The 19,809-nt window shown below is 44.6% G+C and carries 17 protein-coding genes and 2 riboswitches; of the genes, 7 read left to right on the top strand and 10 right to left on the bottom strand.

Going from position 1 to position 19,809, the window contains the following annotated elements:
* Positions 1-22: 22 nt before the first annotated feature.
* Positions 23-676, bottom strand: a complete 654-nt coding sequence (gene thiE, locus OGM16_06640) for a thiamine phosphate synthase (GenBank protein UYJ47918.1) — start codon at positions 674-676, stop codon at positions 23-25.
* Positions 677-781: 105 nt separating this feature from the next.
* On the bottom strand, positions 782-2,089 hold the full coding sequence (thiC, locus tag OGM16_06635) for a phosphomethylpyrimidine synthase ThiC (protein UYJ47917.1): 1,308 nt from the start codon (positions 2,087-2,089) through the stop codon (positions 782-784).
* Positions 2,090-2,267: 178 nt separating this feature from the next.
* Positions 2,268-2,377, bottom strand: a riboswitch (TPP riboswitch).
* 152 nt (positions 2,378-2,529) lie between these two features.
* On the opposite strand from thiC, the gene OGM16_06630 reads away from it, so the two are divergent.
* The 7 genes from OGM16_06630 to OGM16_06600 all read left to right on the top strand — a co-directional run bounded on the left by OGM16_06630 (position 2,530) and on the right by OGM16_06600 (position 9,767).
* Positions 2,530-3,432: a LysR family transcriptional regulator gene (locus tag OGM16_06630; protein ID UYJ47916.1), complete on the top strand. Its 903-nt coding sequence runs from the start codon at positions 2,530-2,532 to the stop codon at positions 3,430-3,432.
* A 209-nt stretch (positions 3,433-3,641) separates the two neighbouring features.
* Positions 3,642-5,267 carry a nickel ABC transporter substrate-binding protein gene (gene nikA, locus OGM16_06625; GenBank protein UYJ47915.1) on the top strand — a complete coding sequence of 542 codons (1,626 nt, stop codon included), beginning with the start codon at positions 3,642-3,644 and terminating at the stop codon, positions 5,265-5,267.
* 184 nt (positions 5,268-5,451) lie between these two features.
* Positions 5,452-6,393: an ABC transporter permease subunit gene (locus tag OGM16_06620; GenBank protein ID UYJ47914.1), complete on the top strand. Its 942-nt coding sequence runs from the start codon at positions 5,452-5,454 to the stop codon at positions 6,391-6,393.
* A complete protein-coding gene (locus OGM16_06615) occupies positions 6,393-7,214 on the top strand; it encodes an ABC transporter permease subunit (protein ID UYJ47913.1) in 822 nt (273 codons plus the stop codon). Before OGM16_06620 ends, OGM16_06615 begins: the two co-directional genes overlap by 1 nt.
* A complete protein-coding gene (locus OGM16_06610) occupies positions 7,214-8,053 on the top strand; it encodes an ABC transporter ATP-binding protein (protein UYJ47912.1) in 840 nt (279 codons plus the stop codon). Before OGM16_06615 ends, OGM16_06610 begins: the two co-directional genes overlap by 1 nt.
* Positions 8,037-8,816, top strand: a complete 780-nt coding sequence (locus tag OGM16_06605) for a dipeptide/oligopeptide/nickel ABC transporter ATP-binding protein (GenBank protein UYJ47911.1) — start codon at positions 8,037-8,039, stop codon at positions 8,814-8,816. The genes OGM16_06610 and OGM16_06605 overlap by 17 nt, the downstream gene beginning before the upstream one ends.
* A 15-nt stretch (positions 8,817-8,831) precedes the next feature.
* Positions 8,832-9,767 (top strand): succinylglutamate desuccinylase/aspartoacylase family protein, encoded by a 936-nt coding sequence (locus tag OGM16_06600; protein UYJ47910.1) that lies wholly within the window; start codon positions 8,832-8,834, stop codon positions 9,765-9,767.
* Between the two features lie 17 nt (positions 9,768-9,784).
* Here OGM16_06600 and OGM16_06595 read toward each other — a convergent pair whose 3' ends face one another.
* The 8 genes from OGM16_06595 to OGM16_06560 all read right to left on the bottom strand — a co-directional run bounded on the left by OGM16_06595 (position 9,785) and on the right by OGM16_06560 (position 19,755).
* Positions 9,785-10,183, bottom strand: a complete 399-nt coding sequence (locus OGM16_06595; protein UYJ47909.1) for a zinc ribbon domain-containing protein — start codon at positions 10,181-10,183, stop codon at positions 9,785-9,787.
* Positions 10,184-10,257: 74 nt separating this feature from the next.
* Positions 10,258-11,490 (bottom strand): oleate hydratase, encoded by a 1,233-nt coding sequence (locus OGM16_06590; GenBank protein ID UYJ47908.1) that lies wholly within the window; start codon positions 11,488-11,490, stop codon positions 10,258-10,260.
* 35 nt (positions 11,491-11,525) lie between these two features.
* The gene (gene rsmA, locus OGM16_06585; GenBank protein ID UYJ47907.1) at positions 11,526-12,389 is read right to left on the bottom strand and encodes a 16S rRNA (adenine(1518)-N(6)/adenine(1519)-N(6))-dimethyltransferase RsmA; all 864 of its coding nucleotides are present in this window, start codon (positions 12,387-12,389) and stop codon (positions 11,526-11,528) included.
* Between the two features lie 121 nt (positions 12,390-12,510).
* Positions 12,511-13,290: a TatD family hydrolase gene (locus tag OGM16_06580; protein UYJ47906.1), complete on the bottom strand. Its 780-nt coding sequence runs from the start codon at positions 13,288-13,290 to the stop codon at positions 12,511-12,513.
* 5 nt (positions 13,291-13,295) lie between these two features.
* Entirely contained in the window at positions 13,296-14,546 is a 1,251-nt protein-coding gene (locus OGM16_06575; protein ID UYJ47905.1) for an aminotransferase class I/II-fold pyridoxal phosphate-dependent enzyme, read from the bottom strand.
* 218 nt (positions 14,547-14,764) lie between these two features.
* Positions 14,765-16,045, bottom strand: coding sequence for an amidohydrolase family protein (locus OGM16_06570; GenBank protein UYJ47904.1), 1,281 nt, complete (start codon positions 16,043-16,045; stop codon positions 14,765-14,767).
* A 35-nt stretch (positions 16,046-16,080) separates the two neighbouring features.
* Positions 16,081-17,496, bottom strand: coding sequence for an NCS2 family permease (locus tag OGM16_06565; GenBank protein UYJ47903.1), 1,416 nt, complete (start codon positions 17,494-17,496; stop codon positions 16,081-16,083).
* Positions 17,497-17,897: 401 nt separating this feature from the next.
* Positions 17,898-17,994: riboswitch (purine riboswitch) on the bottom strand.
* 564 nt (positions 17,995-18,558) lie between these two features.
* Positions 18,559-19,755 (bottom strand): molybdopterin molybdotransferase MoeA, encoded by a 1,197-nt coding sequence (locus OGM16_06560; GenBank protein ID UYJ47902.1) that lies wholly within the window; start codon positions 19,753-19,755, stop codon positions 18,559-18,561.
* Positions 19,756-19,809 lie beyond the last annotated feature (54 nt).

Below are 19,809 nucleotides of genomic sequence, written 5' to 3'. Positions count from 1 at the left end.
CAAACCCAGCAATTGTAATTCATTATTTTTCAAGAAGATTGCGCTCCATTTTCTCCCTAAGCTCCCTGGTGGTTGCTTCAATATCTTGTGCTGCAAAGATACCTGATACAATGGCAGCTCCCACTGCACCGCTTCCTTTCAGCTTTTCAATATTGTCCAGGCAGATACCTCCGATAGCTACTACCGGAATAGATACGGATGCACAGATAGCCTGCAGCTGTTCCATGGTCATTGGACGGGCATCTTTTTTGGTAGATGTGCCAAATACGGCACCACTGCCTAAGTAGTCAGCCCCCTGTGACTGGGCTTTCAATGCCTGTTCTACCGTTTTGGCTGTGACTCCCAGGATCTTGTCCGGTCCAAGAAGCTTTCTGGCAAGACCGGCATCCATATCATTCTGTCCTACGTGAACACCGTCTGCACCACAAAGTCCAGCCAGTTTTATATTATCATCAATCAGGAGAGGAACATTATATTTTTCTGTAAGAGCACGCATTTTTTTCGCCTCTTCCAGATATTCTTCCACATTGTCATCCCGCAGTCCTTTTTCACGAAGCTGCACCATGGTAGCGCCGCCCTTTAAGGCTGCTTCCGTCTGTTCATAAAGGCTCATACTTCCGGTCCAGGATCGGTCGGTTACTGCATAGATCAACAACTGGCTTTTGTCAAATTTCATGTTTCTCTCCCTTTCTTGTGTCTGCTCATGCCCACTCGCGAACCCGCGCTTACACGCTTTACTGCCTGCTTACGCAGGCTGTTCACTGGTCAATGGCCCATTATATCATTCATCAAAAATGCTTACGATCTCACCGTCTAAAATACGGTTCATATTTTTTACAGCACAGAAGTTGCCGCACATAGAGCAGGTATCTTCTTTTTCCGGCTTTGCAGATGCTCTGTAGTTTCTTGCCTTTTCCGGATCAATAGAAAGCTCAAAGGTCTTTTCCCAGTCCAGTTTCTTTCTTGCCATTCCCATCTGACGATCCCACTCAGAAGCGCCTTTGACACCTTTTGCAATGTCAGCTGCATGAGCTGCGATCTTGGAAGCGATGATACCTTCTTTTACGTCATTCAGATCCGGCAATCTCAGATGTTCTGCTGGTGTTACATAGCATAAAAATGATGCTCCGTAGGTTGCTGCGATCGCACCGCCAATAGCCGCTGTAATATGATCATATCCCGGTGCAATGTCTGTAACAAGAGGTCCTAATACATAGAACGGAGCGCCCTTGCAGATGCTCTGCTGGATCTGCATATTGGCTGCGATCTGGTTAAGAGGCATATGGCCTGGTCCCTCTATGATCACCTGGACATTCTTCTCCCAGGCTCTTCTTGTGAGCTCACCTAATGTTACCAGCTCTTCGATCTGTGAAACATCGGTAGCATCTTCTAAGCATCCCGGACGGCAGGCATCACCTAAGCTGATGGTCACATCATATTTCTGGCAGATATCCAGGATTTCATCAAAATGCTCATAATATGGATTTTCCTTTCCAGTCATTTCCATCCATGCGAAAATAATGGATCCGCCTCTGGATACAATGTTCATAAGACGCTTATTCTGTTTGAAACGCTGGGCAGTTGAACGGTTAATGCCAATGTGGATGGTCATAAAATCCACACCGTCCTGCGCATGCATTTCCACAATCTTTAACCACTCTTCGGTAGTAATATCCTTCAGTGCCTTATGATAGTATACCACTGCATCATAAATCGGTACAGTACCAATGATGGCCGGACACTCAGCAGTCAGCTTTCTTCTGAATTTCTGGGTATCGCCCCATGAACTTAAGTCCATAATGGACTCTGCACCCATTTTTACTGCGTCATTTACTTTCTGAAGCTCCATATCCAGATCTTTACAGTCTCTGGAGGTTCCAAGATTTACATTGATCTTGGTCTTTAACATGGAACCGATACCATTAGGATCCAGGCATTTGTGGTTTTTATTTGCAGGAATGGCTACTTTTCCCTCTGCCACCAGCTGCATTAACTGTGCTGTATCCATCTGCTCTTTTTCTGCTACTGCCTGAAGCTCCTTTGTAATAATTCCTTTTCTGGCAGCATCCATCTGTGTTGTGTAGTTCATTTTCATTCTCCTTCACATCATATTTTTCCACAGAAAGGGCACCCGGACGGAATGTTTTCCACATTTACTGCACATATTTCTGCTGTGTATGTTGATCATCAGTCTTTACGCAGAAAAAAGAAAACGGTCCGCCCACATAAGGAACGGACCGCAAAATATACGTATTATACATAAATACAATATGCGACACATTATTTCCCTACGTTGGCATTACCCACATCAGGTACAATAGGTCGAAGTTTGATTACTTCCTCTCAGCCTGCTTCACAAGCTCCCTGTTCCCATTCAGAATAACATTTATTGGTAAAAATTGTCAAGTTGTTTATTACTGTTCACATGTTGCATGATCAGCAGCTGAATTTGCTGATTGTGCGCTGTCTTTTTTTCTGTTATAGTGGTTAGCATAAACTTACTGTTTACTGCACTTCAGGGAGGAACCTATGGAATTACGTCAGCTGGAATATTTTATGATCACATGTGAAAAAGGCAGCTTTAATCAGGCAGCAGAATGTCTTTATACTACACAGCCTAATGTGAGTAAAGTGATCAGTTCTCTGGAAAAAGAGCTGGGACGACCTCTTTTTGAGCGCAGCAGCCGGGGTATCCACATTACCCCTTACGGTGAAACAGTCCGGGAATATGCCCAGAATATACTGCATAATGTAAGCCTGATCAACTCATTGACTGATCACAATCAAGGTCAAAAATTCAGTCTCGCTACTTACCCCAGCAATATGATCTCCCGCCTATTAACAGATTTTTACAAAGAAATGGGAGATTCTTACATTGTGGAACACTTAGAAGGCACTGTGGAGGAGATCAGCAACCGGGTAGCCCAGGGGCTTTCTGAAATTGGCATCGTTTATATTGCGCAAAAGCAGCTCCACCAGTTCCAGCACATTCTGTCCCACAAAAAACTTAAATTCGTTCCTCTTGACAGAAAAGAAGCCTGTGTTTATGTAGGCCCCAGGCATCCCCGCTACCAGGATGACAGCATTGACTTTCAAGAGCTTTCCTCTCTTTCCTTTGTAAGGGGTGTAAGGGATTTTTTCTCCGTAGAACACCACTTGAACCATGTAAGCCTTGGAGCGATCAGCACAGAACAGCTCCACTACGCCGTCTATACCAACAGTGATCACCTGACCATTAACCTGTTATTAAACACGGATATATGCAGTCTCGGCATCAATTTCCTTTATGATCAGTACCGCCAATATGATGTCCGGCAGCTGCGGATCAATAACTGTGAGCCTTTTCTCCTTATTGGCTATATCTGCCCGGATCATGCAAAATTAAGCAAAGCCGCTGAATGGTTTATCAGCCATTTTAAGGATATCTTGTAGATATTTTAGTTCAGTTATAACATTTTGGAATAACTAAGCCCCTCTAATTTCATCAGTAGTAAGTCTTAACTAACCTGTGTTATACTCTCTATCGTTCGTTTCAGGCGAATGAACAAACAACATTATATTTTATATCCTCTCAGAGTCTCGCAAAATCAAGTACAAAAAGATTCCGAGAGTACATTTCTTACAACAGGAGGAAACTTATCATGAAAAAAAGATGGGGCACAATGCTTCTGGCAGGTCTCTTAGGCACCGCCTTATTAAGCGGCTGCGGTTCATCCGCTTCTGACTCTGCATCTTCTGCTGCAGATCCTAAGCCTTCAGAAACTACCACTACAGCTGAAGGTACAAAAGAAGACCTGATCTTCGTAAACTATCGCGATATCCGCGATCTAAACCCACATTTATATGCCGGCGAAATGTATGCCCAGGAAATGTTATACGAAGGCCTGGTCAATATTACCGCTGACGGTTTTGAGGGCTGCCTGGCAGAAAGCTGGGATGTCAGTGAAGATGGTAAAGTATATACTTTCCACATCCGTTCAGGCGTAACATTTTCAGATGGTGAAAAGTGTGACGCATATGCCATCAAAGCAAACTTTGACGCGATTCTGGAAAATAAAGACCGCCATACCTGGCTGGAAATGATGCATCTGTTAGTAGGAGTAGATGCTCCAGATGAAAATACCTTTGTGATCGAATTATCTGAACCATATTATCCTCTTTTAACAGAGCTTGGCGTGACCAGACCATTTGCCATGATCTCACCGAAAGCCATGAAAAACAGCAGCACCAAGGATGGGGTAGAAGCCTATATAGGTACTGGTCCATATGTGCTGGATGAGTTCGTTACTGATGAATATGCCGTATTCAAGGCAAATCCAAACTACTGGGGCGAACAGCCGGCTATTAAAACCATCACAGTGAAAGTCATCCCGGATAATCAGACCCGTATCCTGGCTCTGGAAAAAGGTGAGATCGATATGATTTTCGGAAAAAATATGATCGATGCAGATGCCATTAACCAGTATCTGGACAGTGATAAATTTACCGTAGAGCTTTCTGAGCCAACTTCCACCAGGCAGATCGTCCTGAATACTTCTTCTGACATTCTTTCAGAAAAAGACGTGCGCGTCGCCCTTCAGCACGCAACCAATAAGCAGAATATCTCTGACGGTATTTTCTATGGACTGGAAAAACCGGCAGATACTCTGTTTGCCTCCACAATTCCATATTGTGATATTAAACTGGAACCATATGCTTATAACTTAGAATTAGCTGGACAGATTCTGGATGACGCAGGCTGGAAAATGGGTTCCAACAATGTCCGTGAAAAAGATGGACAACAGTTAAATGTTGATCTTCTCTATAACAGTGACAGCGTTACTGAAAAATCCATTGCAGAGTATCTTCAGAGCGAATACCAGTCCATCGGTGTTTCCTTAAACATACATGGTGAGGAAGAACAGTCTTACCGTGACAATATGAAAGCAGGTAATTTTGATATGGTATTTAATATCTGCTGGGGTACTCCTTACGATCCCCAGTCCTCTCTGGCTGCCATGCGTGCACCTGTATACGGCGATTATGCAGCACAGCTCGGTCTGGATGATAAAGCAGAGATCGATGATGCTATTACTGAGATCCTGGTCACCACAGATGAAGACAGACGCCAGGAACTTTACACCTACGTTCTGACTCATCTCCATGAAGACGCAGTTTACATTCCGCTGACTTATGAATGCAACAAAGCAATCTATCGTTCCGATATGAAAGGCTTCCACTTTACCCAGACTCAGTATGAGGTTCCATTCCAGGATTTCTCTTTCTAAACGGACATGTCACCTGATGTTGACATCACCACAATTCAAGTCGAACGTCTGTTGTTACGTGCCGATGGCACTCCCGCAGCTGCCGCCAGTATTCGTAAAATGTGCATGAAGCCGTCTCCCTTGAGGCGGCTTTGTTCCAATTAGATCCTTTATCACATTTATTTTTCCAAGCGGAGGTATTATTTTGAAACCCTATATCATCAAGCGGATCCTGTCTTCCATTCCGCTCCTTCTCATTATTTCCTTTGTATGCTTCGTTTTTATCAATCTGATTCCTTCTGATCCGGCTGAAGTAGCTTTGCGTGTACGTCAGGTTCCCATTATCACGGAAGATGCCATTGCTGAGGTCCGTGCCCAGCTTGGTCTAGACAAGCCTTACCTGGTCCGTTACTTTACCTGGGTACTGGACTGTCTTCACGGCAATTTTGGAATTAGTTATGTAAACCCAAGCCGCACTGTTTCAGGAGAACTGCTGCGCTGTATGCCTGCTACTTTACAGCTTGCCGGTGCTTCCCTTATTATGGTGATCCTTTTAAGTCTTCCTATCGGCTTTCTTTGTGCAGTATATAAGGATGGCTGGTTTGACCGGCTCATGCGAGGTCTTGTATTTATGACCACTGCTATGCCGCCTTACTGGGTGGGACTTCTGTTAATGTGGCTGATCTCCATTAAACTTGACCTTCTGCCTACCAGTGGGAACGGTACGATCAGACATCTCATCCTTCCTGCTTTTACTGTATCCCTAAGCTATATTTCTACCTATATCCGCCTGATCCGCAACAATATGCTTGAAAATATGAAACAGGATTATGTACTTTACGCCAATGTCCGCGGTCTCACTCAAAGATCCATTCTGGTAAAACATATTCTGAAAAACTCCATGCATACCTGCATTGTTGCCATTGGTATGAGTATCCCGCAGCTGATCTCCGGAACTATTGTGGTAGAAAATGTATTTGCATGGCCTGGACTGGGAACCTTGTGCATCAGTTCCATTTTCAACCGGGATTATCCTGTTATCCAGACTTATGTTCTTTTGATCGGTGTCCTGTTTGTTATGTTTAACCTGCTGTTTGATATCCTGCAAACCGTATCTGACCCCCGTATGCGAAAGGAGAGCAACTGATGTTACACCGGTTTCTTCACAATAAAACTGCTGTCAGCACAGTAACACTTGTACTGATCGTGGCATTAATGGGCATTTTTGCCCCATTTATTGCTCCACATGATCCCTATGCTACCAATATTCTTAACAAATTTTCCCAATTCAGCAAAGAATATCCCCTTGGTACTGATAATCTTGGCCGCTGTATCCTCTCCCGCATGATCTACGGGATCAGGCCCACTCTTGGTCTGGCCGTACTGACTATGTTAGGTACCATCGGTCTTGGCGCTCTGATGGGACTTCTGGCCGGGTATTTCCGTGGTATTACAGAAGAACTGATCATGCGTATAGTAGATGTAATGTTGTCTTTCCCAAGCCAGATCATGGTCTTTGCCGTGGTTGCACTGCTGGGCATTAACGTACAGAATGTGATCCTGGCAAATGTCTTTATTAAATGGGCCTGGTATGCCCGCATGATCCGCACAGGTGTCATGCAGTACCGGGACCGGAACTTTGTCCAATTTTCCCGCTGTGTAGGGACTCCTGAACGTTTTATCCTTTTTAAACACCTGGTTCCATCCATTGCAGCAGATCTGGCTGTTCTCTCTTCCTTGGATGTAGGCTGGGCTATCATCAATATTTCTACTTTGTCCTTCCTTGGACTTGGTGTACAGGCCCCTACTCCTGAATGGGGGGCTATGCTTAGTGAAGCAAAAAATGTCCTGACCAGCAATCCGGCCCAGATGCTGGTCCCTGGTATTGCCATCGTTATTTTAGTTTCTGCCTTTAACTTAATGGGAGATGCCATTCGTGATGTACTGGATCCAAAGGAGGTGCTGTAATGTCTGCCATTTTAAAAGTTGAAAACCTGAATGTAACACTGACATACCGTAAGACTTCAAAAAAACTGGTTGAAAACGTAAATTTTGAAGTCCACCCAGGAGAATGCCTGGGAATCCTTGGTGAGTCTGGAAGTGGAAAAAGTATGACTGTAAAATCAATTCTGGGCCTGTTAGATAAAAATTTCCATGTTTCCGGAAGCGCTGTTTTTGATGGTCATGATCTTCTAAAAGAATCAAAAGAAGAACTGCGCAGACTTCGCGGAAGCCGGATCACCATGGTGCTTCAGAACCCCATGACCTGTTTTGATCCTCTGTACCGTATAGGAAATCAGATGGCTGAGACTTTCGCCACCCACACTACATGGAACGCCCAGGAGATCCGTTCCCACTGCCTAAAGATCCTGAACCAGATGCAGATCTTAAATGGAGAAGAAGTTTTGCAAAAATACCCCCACCAGCTTTCCGGTGGTATGCTCCAGCGCATTATGATCGGTATTGCCATGGCATTGCAGCCTGAGCTTCTGATCGCTGATGAACCAACAACTGCCATTGATGCCATCACTCAATATGAGATCCTGGAGGAATTTATCCGCATTAAAAAGAGCAAAAATACTGCCATGCTTTTCATCACCCATGACTTAGGGGCAATATCCAAAGTAGCTGACCGCATCCTGGTCATGAACAGCGGACATATCGTAGACAGTGGCGACTTTGAGCATATCCGAAATCATGCCCAGGATCCTTACACCCGCCTGCTGATAGAAAAACGTTCTGCGGTTATGCATCACTATCGCGAAGTTTTACATAGAAAGGAGATATCCCATGCTGGAAGTAAATAATGTATGTGTCAGCTTCCGGAGCGAACGACAGGAAAAAATTTTCGGAACTACCAGAAACCAGGTATTATTCGATGTATCCTTAAAAGTCTCACAGGGAACCTGCCTGGGAATACTTGGGGAATCCGGAAGCGGAAAATCCACCCTTGGCCGTGTGATCTGCGGTCTTTTAAAACCCGACACAGGAGAAGTAAAAATCCAGGATGTGTCTGTTTATGCATCCAGAAATGGCCTGAAAAACTTTCAAAAACGCTTAAGTGTTGTTTTCCAGGATTATACTACCTCTGCCAATCCCCGTTTTCGCGTAAAAGAGATCATTGCTGAAGGTCTGGCTGCAAGAGAACGAAATCAAAAGATCCGGCTGGATCGGCTGGAAGAAACTAACCGCCTTTTAGAGCTTGTGGGACTGGATCCCTCCTATGCAAACCGATATCCCCATGAACTGTCCGGCGGACAGCTGCAGCGTGTCTGCATTGCCCGGGCTGTAGCATGCCAGCCAGAGATCATTCTTTTTGACGAAGCTATCTCTTCCCTGGATGCACATACCCAGGTCCAGATCATGGATCTTCTCCATGATCTGAAGGAAAAACTGGGACTCACTTATATTTTCATTACCCATGACCTGACTTCCGTCACTTATCTGTGCGATGATGTGCTTTTCCTGTATCATGGCCGTATTACCGAACACATTCCGGTATCCCGTATTGCAGAAACAAAGGATAACTATGCCAGAAAGCTTTTAGCTTCTATTATTGAATTTGACTAGAGGAGATCTTTAAACATGAAACTGTCTGACTTGAAAGCCGGCAGCAATACAAAGCAAACTCTCCTGCTGCCTGTGGCCAGCCCTTACCCCGTTGAGATAACTGCCATATGCGGCAGCCAGCCTGGAAAAACCCTGATAGTGACTGCAGGTATCCATGGCTGTGAATATGTAGGCATAGAAGCCCTGAACCGTCTGAAAAAAGAACTGGATCCCGCCGGTCTTTCAGGACGTGTCATCCTGCTTCCCCTGGTAAATCCAGAAGGCTTTTACATGGGTGCCAAACAAACGATCCCTGCGGATGGCCAGAATTTAAACCGCATGTTTCCCGGTGATCCTGCCGGTACCTTTTCCAGCCGCTTTGCAAAAATCCTTGAAAAAGTCCTGTATCCTGAAGCTGATTTTCTGATGGATCTCCATGGCGGTGATATAAACGAAGCTCTGACTCCTTTGATCTTCTTTCCTGCAGCCGTTCCTGATACACTGGCTGCCAAAACCTCTGCTGCTGCAGCGGCTCTTTCTGTTCCATACCGTGTTGCTTCCACTTCCAAAAATGGGCTATACAGCTGGGCCGCCCAGTGTGGTATTCCATCGCTTTTAGTAGAACGGGGTGAACGGGGACTATGGAGTGAGAACGAAATTACAGCCTGCAAAAGAAACGTTTTTGAACTAATGGATCATCTTAAGATCAAAACTTTTTCAAATACAGCCTTTCACCAGGAAGAAATCCGTCAGTCAATTTATGAAGAAGCACCTATAAATGGTTTCTGGTATCCCGCTGTGTCACATGCCGGTCAGAAATTAAAACAGGGCGCCCTCCTTGGCACCCTGAAAGATTTTTATGGAAATGAAATTTTCCGGTATACTGCCCCATTTGACGGCGTTATACTTTATTACACCCTGAGTCTGGGTGTAAAATACAAAGATCCGTTGATCGCATATGGGAGGATTTAATATTTATTTTGGACTCATTAGATCCGTCCCCCGCACTTGGGGCAGTAATTGTAATCTTCATCTGTCTCAAATCCGCAGCGCATACACTTTTTATGGGGATTTCCGGAACCTTCCTGCCAGGTGCGGGTGTATTTTCCCTCCTGGACCAGATGAAGGTCGGCAGATGTGATCGACGGTTCTTCCCCTCTTAAAATAGCTTTTCCGATTTCCGGCTCCAGCTCATAAATGGCACTGCAGCAGGACATCTGCACATAAAAGCGCTTATTCCACTTAAACAGCGGGATAAAGAAAAAACTGAAATACATATAGGTCATAAAGACCTGACACTGGCTGGTGCTGCCGCAGCTTCCGCAAAGAATGCTCTTTGCGTAGTTAAGCAGCTTCCTGCCCTGACTGATACCTCCGATAAACAGCATTTATCCATCTCCTTTTTAACAAAATGTACCACCTATAGCGGCATGACCATGCACGAAAATTACAGACCTGAAAGTTACAGACCTGCACGGTACAATGAACTGACCACCTTGTAAACTGTGAGCCATTTCCCGGTCCGGGACTTCTTTCTCTCTCCTGTTCCTCCAGCCCATTTTCCTGCGTGCATCAGCTCATCTACTGTGCTTCTGGCACTTGACACAGCATAGTTTCCTGTAAGGCAGAAGCCTTTTTCCAGCCGTGAAAATGCTCCAACAAAACCAAGATTCCGGCTTCCGGCCGGAACGGTTTTAGGCCGGTCTGTAAAATGATGAGGACGAAGTGATGAGAGTTTACCTGTTTCATCTGAAAAAGCTTCCGGCTCTCCCATAGCAATATGCAGATCAGCCGTTTTTTTCCATAATTTCCCAGAACCACTGCCATTTTCCATAATGCAGATATCCCCGGAACCCAGATTTATTTTTTCAAATACAAAGGATTCCCGGTCGGTTTCTTCTTCCTGCAGTCTGCGTTTTACATACAATTTCTTTACTGCCAGTCCATTTCCGCCTTCATTGCCATTTTCAAGTTCCAGATCCGTTACCTGGCTGTTTTCCAGCAATAATACACCTTTACGGCGCAGGTATTGTTTCAGCAAACAGATCAGATCTTTCATTTCATCTGGCGAAAGGAAGAGAAACGGTCCTTTTATTTCCCATAAACTTCTGCGAAATCCTGCCAGGCTGCTGTCCTTTTGCAGGCCAAACACACACTGGCACAGCTGCCACAGATTTGTCTCAAATATATGAGGTGTTTCACTGAACCAGTCTTCAATGCTTAAAATATCCAGCCTTTCTTCTTCTGTACACAACAACCGCCAAAGTGCAGGAAGATCCCCCCAGTCCAGACATTCTCTGCCTTCTGTTTTCGGGAAAGTAAATACTTTTTCCCCGGAATCCGGTATTTTTCCACACATTTCCAGAAAATCTTTGCAGTTTTCCCGGCTTACTACAAGAGGGCGTATTTCTTCCTCTCCCTCAGTGCCTTCTCCAAACACCATAATGCTGCTTCCTGGAAAATGGCAGTCTTTTATAAGCCAGACTGCTGCTGCCAGAGAGCTTAAACCATTTCCTATAATATAAGCCTTCTGCTTCCCATAATCCCTGCTCCGCACTACAGCAGCTTCCACCGCCGCCAGTCTGGCATCATTTTCCGCTTTTTTATCTTTCTCTATCTGATAAGTCCATGCACCGGCTGCAGCACCTAAGCCTGCGGCCACAGCTAGCCGGATCCATCTTTTTTTATCTGACATAGGCATTTTCGCCTTTCTTTTTATAAACGGCTTAATTACTGTGCAAAATAGTTAGCCAGCTGTGCAAACTGCTCCAGACTTAAGGCTTCTCCACGGACAGAAGGTGATACTCCCAGGCTCTCAATAGCCTTTGTAATCTCTTCTTTTGAAAAAGAAATTTCCGGAGAGTTATTTAAACCATTCTGCAGTGTTTTTCTTCTCTGGTTAAAGGATGCCCGGATCAGCTTAAACATCAGCTTTGGATCTTTCACCTGTACCGGCGGCTCCTGATAGCGGGTCAGGCGGATCACCGCAGAACCCACATTCGGTCTTGGGATAAAGCAGTTTGGCGGTACATTTGCTACAATATACGGACTTGCATAATACTGCACTGCCAGAGACAGGGCACCATAATCCTTAGATCCCGGCCCTACCTGCATACGGTCTGCTACTTCTTTCTGCACCATAACAGTAATATTGTCAATAGGCACATTACTCTCAAACAGTCCCATGATAATGGGGGTAGTAATGTAATATGGCAGATTTGCAACTACTTTAATAGGTCTGCCGTTATTGTATTCCTTTACCAGCTCATTAATATCCACTTTCAGGATATCCTGGTTGATGACTTTTACATTGGAATAATCCTTTAATGTATCTGTAAGGATTGGCAGCAGATTGGTATCGATCTCCACTGCGATCACCTGTCCTGCGCTTTCTGCCAGATACTGGGTCATGGTTCCGATCCCCGGACCGATCTCCAGAACACAGTCATCCTTTGTAATACCTGCTGCGCTTACGATCTTTTCCAGAACATGGGCATCAATAAGGAAGTTCTGGCCGAAGCGCTTCTGGAATGCGAACTGATATTTCTGGATGACTTCAATTGTTTTTTTCGGATCTGATAATTTCTGATTCATCTATGATTTTACCTGCTTTTGTCTTCTTTCTATCTATGTTATATTTCTATCATTTAATGTTGGGGCAAAAGGTATTTTGACCCCTCTGATACCGAATTGCTGCATGTCGTCAGCAAAAAAACTATGGCTGTAAACCATAAAGCCTTCTGGCATTATCCCAGGTGATTTTCTCCACTTTTTCCCGGTCTATGCCTTTAATGGCAGCCAGCTGGTCTGCCACATAGGTCAGGTTCAGGGAAGAATTTCGCTTTCCCCGGTTGGGAACAGGTGCCAGATATGGACAGTCCGTTTCCAGTACCAGACGGTCTAAAGGGGCATATTCTACTGTCTCTGCCAGTTTTCTGGCATTTTTAAAGGTAAGCACGCCGCCAATACCAAGGAAAAATCCCATATTCAGGTATTCTCTTGCCATTTCCTTTGTGTAGGAAAAGCAGTGGATCACGCCGCCAATGTCTTCTGCATGTTCTGCCTTCATAATATCCAAGGTATCTTTTGCAGCATCACGGCTATGGATGATCACCGGAAGCTTCAGCCTGCGGGCCAGGTCTAACTGGGCCACAAACCATTTCTTCTGGATCCCTTTATCCGGCTCTTCCCAGTAATAATCAAGGCCGATCTCACCAATGGCCCGGACCTTCCCGTCCTGTCTTTCTGTACACCAGGCCTCAATATCTTTTAAGCCTTCATCAGACAACTCTGCACTTTCACTTGGATGCACGCCTAAAGCAGCATACATGAAATCATGGTTCCTGGCAAGCTCCAGTGTGGTCTTGCAGCTGGAAATGCTGGCAGCTACATTTGTAACAGCGCCGATGCCATTTTCCTTAAAGGCTGCCAGAAGCTGCTCTCTGTCCTCGTCAAAGGCTTCATCGTCATAATGAGCATGTGTGTCAAATATCATGTTCGTTATCCCTCCTGTGGGTTAAAATGTCCTCTCGGAGCCGATAGAACATTAAACACATATTTATCCAGACGGTCAAAGGCTTCTTTTACCCTGGACAACGGCAGTGCCAGATTCATACGGATATGGCATGGACCGTGGAATGCTACACCGTCCTGCCAGATCACGCCTACTTCAATGCCTGCTGCCTGAAGTTCTGTAATGGTCCTTCCATGCTTTTTGCACCACTCTGTACAGTCCAGGAAAAGCATGTAAGTGCCTTCCGGCCTGGAAACATTAACACCGTCAAAATGCTTTTCAATGTAATCGCAGGCATAGTTTACATTCCCGCTTAACACCTCTTTTAATTCATCCACCCACTCATAACCTTCCGGTTTATAAGCACCGATCAATGCATACATTGATAACAGGTTCATGCTGTTATAATGGCTTAAAGAGGACTCTTTTAAAATCCGTTCCCTTAACCAGTCATTGTAAATAATATGGTAACTTCCAATAAGACCAGCCAGATTAAAGGTCTTGGATGGAGCATAGAGAGCTACTGTCCTCTGCTTTGCATCCTCAGATACAGACTGGGTGGGAGTATGCTTATGGCCATTTAAGAGCAGATCAGACCATATCTCATCAGAAACTACATATACATCATGCTTCTTGTAGATCTTCATTGCCTTTTCGATCTCCCACTGCTCCCACACTCGGCCGGTAGGATTATGCGGACTGCAGAAGATTGCTGCATGGATATGGTTTTCCATGATCTTCTTCTCCATATCCTCAAAATCCATACGGTATACATTATTCTCATCCTTTACTAACGGGCTGTGGACAATGTGATAACCGTTGTTGGTAAGGCTGTTGGTAAAACCGATATAAGTGGGGGAATGTAAAAGTACACTGTCACCTTTAGAGCAAAGTACATTTAACGCACTGACTACACCGCCTAAAACACCATTTTCATACCCGATATGCTTTGGCTTTAGCCCTTCCACACCATTTCTGTTTTTATGCCACTGGATAATGGCGTCAAAATATTCCTCTCTTGGGGAAAAATAGCCATAAGTGGTATGCTTTGCTCTCTCAATAATGGCTTCCGGAATAGTATGTACAGCCGGAAAGTTCATATCTGCTACCCACATGGGGATAATGTCAAAACCTTCCTTCACCGTTCCCGGCCACTTGATCCAGTCAGCCTCAAATGGTTCCACTGCAATAGAATCTTTTCCTTTTCTGTCTAAAACTGTTGTAAAATCATATTTCATTGTGTTTTTATCCTTTCTGCTGCCCAGAGAAGTTTTGTCTGTAAGTCTATTACGCTGATACAAGATCTTGTTGCCCTGCAACAGATTACTGTATACATAATAGCATGAAGACGAATGGTTTACAAGCGGACCGGACAACTGGAAAAATGTTTATAATTCGCAAAAGAGGCATGGATCTCTCCACACCTCTTTGCCTGCAAAACCCTTTTTTATCACATTTAAAACAGCTTTCTGCCTTCTACATATTTTCCTGCTACTTCTCTCTCATCCCCCAGATAAATGATCCGCTCCAGCCTCTGTTTTACAGTCAGTGGCTGGGGATGTTTTAAGCGGCTGTCATCGCAGACCACTGCATCAAATTCATAACCCGGCTCAAAGCTTCCTACTTTTCCAAAGAAAGCCCCGCCGCCCTTAGATGCCATATAGAAAGCTTCCTCAATGGTCAGCGGCTTTAAAGAATCATCAAACAGTCTCCAGCGAAGCTTGGATACCTGAATGGACTGTGCCATAGCTGCAAACAGATTTTCACTTGTTCCGCCTGCTACATCACTTCCCAGTCCTATGTTCATTCCCTCTTCCAGATACCTGCGCACCGGAGCCACACCAGAGGAAAGATTGGTGTTGGAATCAGGGCAATGGGCAATAAATACGCCTTTTTCTTTCATACGGGCGATTTCTTCCTCGCCAGAATAAACACAATGAGCCATGACCGTATGGCACTCTCCCCCAAACAGGCCAAAATGATCATAGGCATCCCCATAAAATCCGGACCAGGGGCATAATTCCTTCACCCAGGCGATCTCTCCCTGATTTTCAGACAGGTGGGACTGCACAGGCAGACCAAAATCTCCCTGAACACCTTTTAACCGTTCCATCAGTTCATCGGTACAACTTGGTATAAACCGTGGTGTAAGGATCGTCCTTGTGTGGTCATAATTTTTATCAGCTGCTATTTTCAGCCACTCTCTGGTGGCTTCTTCTGATTCTTCTGCTGACAGCTCCCGCAGATAATCCGGGCTGTTGCGGTCCATATTTACCTTTCCGATCATAGTAGAAAGCCCGCTTTCTTCCATCAGATCCATAAGTAAGATCGTTGCCTCTTTATGGATCGTTGCAAAAATACACGCCCTTGTAGAAGCGCTTTTTCTCATCTGTTCTGCAAAAATGCCATATGCTTTTTTTGCATATTCCAGATCTTTGTATTTCGCTTCTTCCGGAAATGTATTGGTTTCCAGCCAGTCAAGAAGCTCCATATCCATTCCAAGACCCCTGAAGGAATACTGAGGCGCATGAACATGAAGATCTGTAAGTCCCGGGATAATAAGCTTATCGCCCACATCTTCTACCGGGATATCCTTCATATCTTCCGGAAGTTTAGAATAGATCCCATAAACCTTTCCATTTTCACAGACAAGATAACTCTGTTCGTTAATGCACAGTTCTTTGCTGTCTTTTGCGTATATAATATTTCCTTTTAAAGCAAATATATTATTTTCCATATGTTTCCTCCTTGACCCCAGAACCCCGGACATTTTTACCCTAATGTCATAAATGCATAGCGGAAAACGAATACTACTGCAATTACTGATGTAAGTACCTCTACCTCTTTCGCCTTGTTAGTGAAAACCTTTAACAGACAGTAAGTGATCAGACCCATTGCAATGCCATTTGCGATCGAATAGGTAAATGGCATAAATACAATCGTACAGAAGGATGCCACTGCATCTGTTGGCTCAGAAAAATCCACATCTTTGATATTTCCAAGCATCAGCACACCTACAAAGATCAGTGCCGGAGCAGTTGCTGCTGCAGGTACGATGCCAACTACTGGTGCAAACACAATGGCTGCCAGAAAAGCAACTGCTGTTACAAGACTGGTCATTCCTGTTCTTCCGCCTTCTGCAATACCTGCACTGGACTCTACAACCGTTGTAACTGTAGAAGTTCCCATTAATGCTCCTGCTGCTGTAGAGATAGCATCTGCCATTAACGCTTCCTGCATGTGGATGACTTCCCCATTTTCATCCACCAGACCAGACTGTCTTCCTGCTCCCATCAGCGTTCCCATAGAGTCAAACATATTTACCAGTGAAAAGCTAAGCACAAGCATGATAATAATAAATACAGCTTCTGTCACGCTCTTTCCTTCAAATAATCCGGCTATATCCAGCTTAAACAGAGATACTTCCCCAAAATCCCTGAATTTATTTGCCAGATTCAGATCAAAGGATGATAATTTTGTAACGCCTAAGGGAATACCTGCTAAAGTTGCTGCCACGATCCCTAAAAAGATAGAACCTTTTACTTTTCTTGCGTTTAAAACGCTGATCACGATCAGACCAAATAAAGCAACCAGTGCCCCGCAGATCAGTTCTGTATTCCCACCATTTCTCCACTGTGCAAAGTCTACCATACTTACCAGTGTAGCCGGATTGCTGACTACGATACCTGCATTTTTCAGTCCGATGATTGTAATAAAAAGCCCGATTCCCGGTGTGATCGCCATTTTAATAGATTCCGGTATGGCCCGGATGATCGCCTGGCGAAGGCCCACCACTGTGATCACAATAAACAACACACCTGATAAAAATACAATGGTCAGTGTCTGGTTATAGGTATAACCCATTCCTAAGACTACTGTGTATGCAAAAAATGCATTTAATCCCATTCCAGGTGCCTGTGCCAATGGTACTTTAGCATAAACAGCACAGAGAAAGGTTCCGATAAACGCACCGATACAAGTACCAATGAACACACCATTTGATACCTTTGCCGCCATTGCCACATCACCGGTGATCACAAATGGATCTGCTAAAATCTGTGGATTTAAGATCAGGATATAGGCAACTGTGATAAAGGTTGTAATGCCTGCCAATATCTCTGTACGCATGTTTGATCCACTCTGTGAAATCCCAAAAAATCTTCCGAAAAAACCTTCCCTTTTTTCCATAAAATAAAGCCTCACTTTCACATATTTCCTTCACTAACAGCCGTCTGCGTTCTGGTGTCCACTATACCCCCCTTTTTGCGATTTTTTCTGATCTTTCCAGCCTTTAAGCTTCCCCGTTGCTCAAAGTATTTCATGCGCTCATCTATACCTGCAGGCTTACAGAATCTGCAGCCCACAGTTTTTTCCAGATATCTGGCATTGTGTCCTCTCAGAGTCTTTCCTGCACCTGATCTTGCAGCTGATTTTCTGCCAGATGCATCTGACAAAAAATTTACTCACAAGATCAGACACAGAAAGATTTCGGGAGAACATTATAAAAGGAGCCGCGATATGTGCGGCTCCTTACTGGATCGATCTTCATCTGTCACCAAAACCGCACGCATTTATATACAACAAGTACTTACCTGCCATATACACTATGTAGTCAACTCTTTACGGTAGTTGGTAGAAACTCCGGACCCATCTCCGGGATATACATATGAAATCTGCTTTATGAAGTTATCTTTATTATAAGATTAAAAAAGTCTGGTGTCTATTGATAATAAGTATCGAAAATATTTTTTGTTTTTGTGTATATTATACAATAATTTTGTTGATAATTTACATTTTTTGTGCAATCGTTCATCTTTTGATGATCGAGCGCTACAGCCTCTAGATCTCAGCACTGTTATTTACTTTTTAGCTCTTAAACTCCCAAAAAGCCTTATTGTAAAATCCCCCGCCCCATGTTATAATCAATCTGTTGTCGCACCCTATTCTGGCAACAGAAAGGAGGCGGGAGAATGGCTATATTCATATCTTTTCTAGTGTCGGTCGCAGCAGAAGTAGTTGGCTACTACATATGCAAATGGCTAGACAGACATGATCGCGACAATTAGCCTAAAGCGGATTCTCAACCGCACAAAGAGAGATGAATCCCCAGCAGCTGCAACTGCTGGGGATTCTTTTTTGGCGGTCAAATGACACACCCATATCTTTTCTCGGCTACCAACATTATAACATATGCTAACCCCTAAATCAAGTATTCATCGTAATAAAAATGCCCCTGCCGCTAAAATACCGTTACAGCCACAGCACCTCTACCTTATCCCCTGCTTTTACCGGTCCGCTTCCTGCCGGTATCTCGATCAGGCAGTTACAGCCTACCATACTGCGCATCTGCCCATTGGCCTGCTGGTCTGGAAGCCATACTTCCTTTCCTTCTGCTTTTCCTCTTAAAAAGCGACGCCTTCTGCTGTTTTTTGAGAAACCGGTTACAGCGGTAAGAGTTTCCCGGCGCAGTTTCAGATCCGGATCGCCCATTTTTAATGACAGGATCTCACGTACAAACATTTCAAATGGGATTGCCGCAGAAAATGGATTGCCGGAAAGCCCTATAAACAAGACTCCGTCTTTTTCAGCTGCAAGGGTAGGCATTCCCGGTTTAATGGCAATACCGTGAAACAAGATCTCTGCCCCAATAGAAAGCAGCGCTTCTTCTGTCAGATCCTTCTGTCCTACGGAAACACCACCGGTGGTGATCACCAGTTCTGCCTGGTTTGCTGCTTCTTTTAATGCGTCTTCCATGATCTCCAGCTCATCTCCCACGGTCCGGCTCATCATTACCTGGGCGCCTAACTGGTGTAAACGTGCTTTCATGTATACAGTATTGGTATTATATATTTTTCCGGGAGTCAATGGTGTTCCCGGCTCTACTACCTCACTGCCTGAAGAAACCACTGCTGCTTTTACCCTCCTATAAACAGGCAGCTCCATAATGCCGTTTCCACTGGCAACAGCCAGAGCTGCTGCATCGATCTTTGTACCTTCGTGAAGCAATGTATGGCCTTTTTTATACTCTTCTCCTTTAAAACAGATGCTGCAGCCAGGTTCTACCTCTTTATAAATCTGAACCACATCTTCTCCTTCATCTGTATCTTCCTGACGAAGGACACAGTCTGCGCCCGCCGGGACCATTGCCCCTGTCATGATCCGGACTGCCTCTCCTGGTCTGACCTGCACATCCAGATGATCCCCTGCATAAATCTTTCCTGTAACCTTCAGCTTAACCGGGTTCTCTCCAGTGGCCCCTATGCTGTCCTTAGAGCACAAAGCATACCCATCCTGCGCAGAGCGGCTGAAGGGAGGCATATCAAGAAGTGCATACACATCTTCCGAAAGTACCAGCCCCAGGCAGTCCTCCAAAGTTTTTCTCTCTGTTTTTCCATGTGTTACATGATCCATAAGGATATTAAGTGCCTGTTCCAGACTGATTCTCATGATCATTCCTCCTGTGCTTGCTTAATGTTCTCTCGAAATCTTACTTAAAAAGTC

Source organism: Lachnospiraceae bacterium, from assembly GCA_025758065.1.
Taxonomy (GTDB): domain Bacteria; phylum Bacillota; class Clostridia; order Lachnospirales; family Lachnospiraceae; genus Enterocloster.
This window is presented reverse-complemented; position numbering and strand designations above follow the sequence as displayed.

Bases quoted from the DNA above. Each gene is read 5' to 3' on its own strand.
- OGM16_06600 (UYJ47910.1), top strand. From the start codon at position 8,832: ATGAAACTGTCTGACTTGAAAGCCGGCAGCAATACAAAGCAAACTCTC.
- thiE (UYJ47918.1), bottom strand. From the start codon at position 676: ATGAAATTTGACAAAAGCCAGTTGTTGATCTATGCAGTAACCGACCGA.
- OGM16_06615 (UYJ47913.1), top strand. From the start codon at position 6,393: ATGTTACACCGGTTTCTTCACAATAAAACTGCTGTCAGCACAGTAACA.
- OGM16_06565 (UYJ47903.1), bottom strand. From the start codon at position 17,496: ATGGAAAAAAGGGAAGGTTTTTTCGGAAGATTTTTTGGGATTTCACAG.
- OGM16_06560 (UYJ47902.1), bottom strand. From the start codon at position 19,755: ATGAGAATCAGTCTGGAACAGGCACTTAATATCCTTATGGATCATGTA.
- OGM16_06610 (UYJ47912.1), top strand. From the start codon at position 7,214: ATGTCTGCCATTTTAAAAGTTGAAAACCTGAATGTAACACTGACATAC.
- rsmA (UYJ47907.1), bottom strand. From the start codon at position 12,389: ATGAATCAGAAATTATCAGATCCGAAAAAAACAATTGAAGTCATCCAG.
- OGM16_06590 (UYJ47908.1), bottom strand. From the start codon at position 11,490: ATGTCAGATAAAAAAAGATGGATCCGGCTAGCTGTGGCCGCAGGCTTA.
- nikA (UYJ47915.1), top strand. From the start codon at position 3,642: ATGAAAAAAAGATGGGGCACAATGCTTCTGGCAGGTCTCTTAGGCACC.
- OGM16_06575 (UYJ47905.1), bottom strand. From the start codon at position 14,546: ATGAAATATGATTTTACAACAGTTTTAGACAGAAAAGGAAAAGATTCT.
- thiC (UYJ47917.1), bottom strand. From the start codon at position 2,089: ATGAACTACACAACACAGATGGATGCTGCCAGAAAAGGAATTATTACA.
- OGM16_06630 (UYJ47916.1), top strand. From the start codon at position 2,530: ATGGAATTACGTCAGCTGGAATATTTTATGATCACATGTGAAAAAGGC.
- OGM16_06595 (UYJ47909.1), bottom strand. From the start codon at position 10,183: ATGCTGTTTATCGGAGGTATCAGTCAGGGCAGGAAGCTGCTTAACTAC.
- OGM16_06570 (UYJ47904.1), bottom strand. From the start codon at position 16,045: ATGGAAAATAATATATTTGCTTTAAAAGGAAATATTATATACGCAAAA.
- OGM16_06580 (UYJ47906.1), bottom strand. From the start codon at position 13,290: ATGATATTTGACACACATGCTCATTATGACGATGAAGCCTTTGACGAG.
- OGM16_06605 (UYJ47911.1), top strand. From the start codon at position 8,037: ATGCTGGAAGTAAATAATGTATGTGTCAGCTTCCGGAGCGAACGACAG.